Raw genomic sequence first — 4,373 nt, forward strand, 5'->3', positions numbered from 1 at the left:
GTCACTGCCCCGACAGGCAAATGGAAAAAAGCGAGGAGGCAGTTCTTCAGCCACCGGAGCTTTTATCCATTTGACCCGAGGGGCAAGGCGATGAAGCTAGACATCAAGAAAAGCGGAATCGCCTGTCACTGCCCCGACAGGCAAATGGAAAAAAGCGAGGAGGCAGTTCTTCAGCCACCGGAGCTTTTATCCATTTGACCCCGAGGGGCAAGGCGATGAAGCTAGACATCAAGAAAAGCGCAATCGCCTGTTACTGCCCCGACAGGCAAATGGGAAAAAGCGAGGAGGCAGTTCCTCAGCCACCGGAGCTTTTATCCATTTGACCCCGAGGGGCAAGGCGATGAAGCTAGACAAGAAAAGCTCCCTAATATGGGAGCTTTTTCGTATTAAAAAGATTATCGTACGCCTGGGCGAATTGTGTCTGACACAGGGACACACACAACTTCCCCCGCAACCCACCTAGCTCAATATTCCGCCCAAATGAATTGTGTCTGACACAGGGACAAACACTAAGCCTCTCGCAGTTCCCCCGTCTCTTCCTGCTTCTCCTTTTTAAAGAAAAAGCCGATGATTGCACCAATCAGACCAGTAACAATCCACCCTGCTCCGTTTGAAAACAACGGGATAAAGCCAAATACATTGTTAAGCGTTTCTACCGCAATGTTCGCATCTTTTAATGCATCCATAATAGCAACTATACTTACTCCGATAATAGTACCAACATATACCGCACGTGAACCCTTGAACCAGCTATCCGTAAAAATCAAGATAATTAGTGCAATAGCAATTGGGTACAGCAGCATTAATATTGGTGAAGCCATAGTCAAGATTTTAGTTAATCCGAAGTTAGTAATAATTAAGCTCCCTAGCGAGAAGATGATTAACCATTTCTTATACGACACCTTCGGAATAATCCGCTCAAAGTATTCTGCTACAGCAGCTAAACAAGCTACATTCGTCGTAATACCAGTTAATAAAATTACAATCCCAATTAAATAAATCCCAATTTGACCAAACAGCGCTTTTGAAGCAAGTGCAATCAGCTCTCCGCCGTTTGTTGTATAGCCTACTGCATCTACACTAGTTGCCCCTATCCAAGACATCGATACCTGCAGAAGAACTAGTCCAACTACAGTAACGAGACCCGCCTTGATAAACACCTTGGATACTTCCTTTTTAGAGCGAATACCTAAAGCATCAATTGATTTAATAAAGATCCCACCAAAGACAAATGCTGCTAACACGTCCATCGTAAAGTACCCTTGTGTGAACCCCTTTAAAAATGCATCACTGGCAGTTTCGTAGCCCATTCCATCCACAGGTCCATGTACTGAGCCCATCGGAGTGAAAATAGATTTAGCGACGATGATCACTAAAAGCGTTGCAAAGACAGGTGTGATTAACTTGCCTAATCGATCAACAAATTTAGTAGTCTCCCATGATAGGTAAACCGTCAAAGCGATAAAAATGATAGAAAAGACAAGTAAAAATAAACCTATCATACTATTGTCTGTAATCAGCTGCTTAATAGCAATCTCATAAACTACAGAGGTAGTCCTGGGTATAACATAGATCGGTCCTAGCGTTAAAAACAGTAAAACCGAGAAAACAACAGCAAATTTAGGGGAAACCCTACTTGCCAGCTTTTCCACAGTTCCTCCACCTTTAGTTAGTGCAATTATTGCTAGTAAAACTAAGCCTACTCCAGTTACTAAGAATCCTGCCATGGCAATCGGTGTATTGGTCCCTGCCTGTTGCCCTAGAACTGGAGCAAAAATCACATTACCCGCACCTAAGAACATAGCAAATAACATAAACCCAATGGCTACAATTTGAAAAAACGATAATTTCTTTTCCATTTTTTTGCCCCCTTTAAATAAAAACCTTCTCTAAATCGCAAAGCCCTCCGCATAAATATCTGCTTCCTGAAGAATAAATCTGTGCTCTCCAGTAATCCAAGCAGACCCCTTGATAGCTGGGATAATAGCATCTATTTCCGCGATTTTCGTTTTGCCTAATACCTTTCCTTCAAAAGTTGAACCAATAATACTTTCTTGAATAATGGAGGCTCCTGGTTCTAATTCGAGGGCAGCCATTTTAGCGCACGTTCCAGTTCCACAAGGTGAGCGATCGATTTGTCCGTCTCCAAATACAACTACATTTTTATAATGATTGTCACTAATCTTATTCGTAATTTCGATTAAATCTACCGTTCGGATGTTCGGAATAGTAGGGTGCTCAATATGGATATGCTCATTGATATAATCTCTGGCTTCGGTAGCAAGCTCTAATATTCTTTGTTTGTCCGATAGGTCAATATTGACCCCTATATCAGAGGAATTGATTATCCCAAAAAAACTTCCTCCAAATGCAATATCTACTGATACATCTCCTATGTCATTTAACTTGATAGATAATCCTTTATGTAAGATAAACGCAGGGACATTCGTAAATTCGATACTCTCCACCTGATCTCCCTTAAAATACGCTCTGCATTCTATAACTCCAGAAGGCGTATCTACATAGATAAGCTCTTTTTTAGGAATAATCCCTTTAGTTAAACACATCGTAACGGTGCCTATAGTACCATGACCACACATGTTCAAATAGGAGCCACTGTCCATGAAAATTATTCCTATATCACATTTTTCATTACATGGTTCAGTTAAAATGGAGCCAAACATATCTTTATGCCCTCTTGGCTCGTTCATCAATAGCTTGCGAAGGTGGTCGTAATTTTCTTTGACATACTCCTTTTTCTCCATCATCGTCTCTCCAACAATATCTGGAAAACCGTTGACAACTATACGCGTTGCCTCTCCCATCGTATGTGTATCGATTGTTTCTAAACTTAAAATATACTGATCCATACTTGTCCTCACTTTCTATTAATTTCTTCTTTAACTTAAAACATATAATATTTAATATGTTTTGAAAAGTATATTGCATTCATATAATTTTATTTTTTTATTATTTTCTAATAATAAACCCCGTCATATAGGGATTTACGCTAAAATATATTTATATTAAAAAAAGATAAATTTATCACAATATTAAAATATATGTTATAATGCTTGAGAAATTGATTGATGAACATGAGGGAGAGATATTAGATGGCATTACGTGACTTTTTTATCGCTTTATCTGAAAACCGTACACTCAACAGTGCAGCTCAAAAATATGGTTTAAAAATGGGTGCACAAAGTGTTGTTGCAGGAACTAATATTCAAGAAACGATTGAGAGCATTAAAGAACTAAACCAACAGGGAATCTCCTGCACGGTTGATAATTTAGGTGAGTTCGTGTTCGAAAAATCAGAGGCTACTGCTGCTAAGAAGCAAATCTTAGAGGTTATTACAGCAATACATGAACATGGTGTGGATGCACATATCTCTTTAAAACCTTCACAGCTAGGACTAGATATAGATCGAGATTTTTGTTATGAAAATCTAAAAGAAATCGTTGCCTTGGCGGACGAATACGATATTTTCGTCAACTTCGATATGGAAGACTATGGCCGTTTGTATCCTTCCTTTGAGCTAATGGAGGAACTAAGTGAACAACACGACAACATCGGCACAGTAATTCAAGCTTACTTCCATGAATCAGCTGAAAATATCGAGAAATATAAAAACTATCGTTTAAGAATCGTTAAAGGTGCTTATAAAGAGCCAGCTAACATCGCATATCAGGATAAAGCAGAGATTGATCGTAAGTTTATCCAATTGATTGAGTATCATTTGCTAAACGGCAAGTTCACCTCCATTGCGACTCACGACCATAACGTGATTGATCATGTGAAGCAATTTGTTAAAATCAATGATATCCCTAACGATAAATTCGAATTCCAAATGCTTTACGGCTTCCGCAAGGACATGCAGCTTCAACTAGCAAAAGAAGGATACAACTTCTGTACATATGTACCTTTTGGTAGTGACTGGTATGGATACTTCATGCGCCGTCTAGCAGAACGCCCACAAAACTTAGCACTTGTCACCAAACAAGTATTCAATAAAAAAACAAACACCGTTATTGGACTAGCAGCAGCTGCATTCCTAGCTGGTCGCTTAACAAAACGTAAATAATAAAAACCTGGACCTCCTTTATAGGGGTCCAGGTTTTTTAATTGTAGGATAGGGTGGATTGTTGTGAAGTTAGCTTTGACCTGTGAGCAGTTTTGGGATTGTCGTAATCTTGGGGGCGATTGTCGTAAACTTGAGCTTGATTGTAGTAATCCGGGCCCTCATTGTCGTAAAAGTCACTTTGACCGATGAGCGGTTTTGGGATTGTCGTAATCTTCGGGGCGATTGTCGTAAACCTGAGCTTGATTGTAGTAATCCGGGTGCTCATTGTCGCAAACATAACTTTTACCG

General features: G+C 39.7%; 5 protein-coding genes. 2 read left to right on the forward strand and 3 right to left on the reverse strand.

Annotated elements, in window-relative coordinates:
* Nucleotides 1-198 (forward strand): hypothetical protein (locus tag HF876_RS18800; RefSeq protein WP_205964182.1); only part of this gene is annotated, 198 nt, incomplete at its 5' end.
* Between the two features lie 311 nt (nt 199-509).
* Here HF876_RS18800 and brnQ read toward each other — a convergent pair.
* Nucleotides 510-1,859 carry a branched-chain amino acid transport system II carrier protein gene (brnQ, locus tag HF876_RS18590; protein ID WP_169361537.1) on the reverse strand — a complete coding sequence of 450 codons (1,350 nt, stop codon included), beginning with the start codon at nt 1,857-1,859 and terminating at the stop codon, nt 510-512.
* 30 nt (nt 1,860-1,889) lie between these two features.
* Entirely contained in the window at nt 1,890-2,870 is a 981-nt protein-coding gene (locus tag HF876_RS18595; protein ID WP_169361538.1) for a proline racemase family protein, read from the reverse strand.
* Nucleotides 2,871-3,113: 243 nt separating this feature from the next.
* Here HF876_RS18595 and HF876_RS18600 point away from each other — a divergent pair, with 243 nt between their 5' ends.
* Nucleotides 3,114-4,085, forward strand: a complete 972-nt coding sequence (locus HF876_RS18600) for a proline dehydrogenase family protein (RefSeq protein WP_169361539.1) — start codon at nt 3,114-3,116, stop codon at nt 4,083-4,085.
* Nucleotides 4,086-4,122: 37 nt separating this feature from the next.
* Here HF876_RS18600 and HF876_RS18805 read toward each other — a convergent pair.
* Nucleotides 4,123-4,373, reverse strand: a 251-nt coding sequence (locus tag HF876_RS18805) for a hypothetical protein (protein ID WP_205964183.1), incomplete at its 5' end; no start/stop codon positions are given.

It is taken from the genome of Psychrobacillus sp. BL-248-WT-3 (assembly GCF_012843435.1).
GTDB lineage: Bacteria > Bacillota > Bacilli > Bacillales_A > Planococcaceae > Psychrobacillus.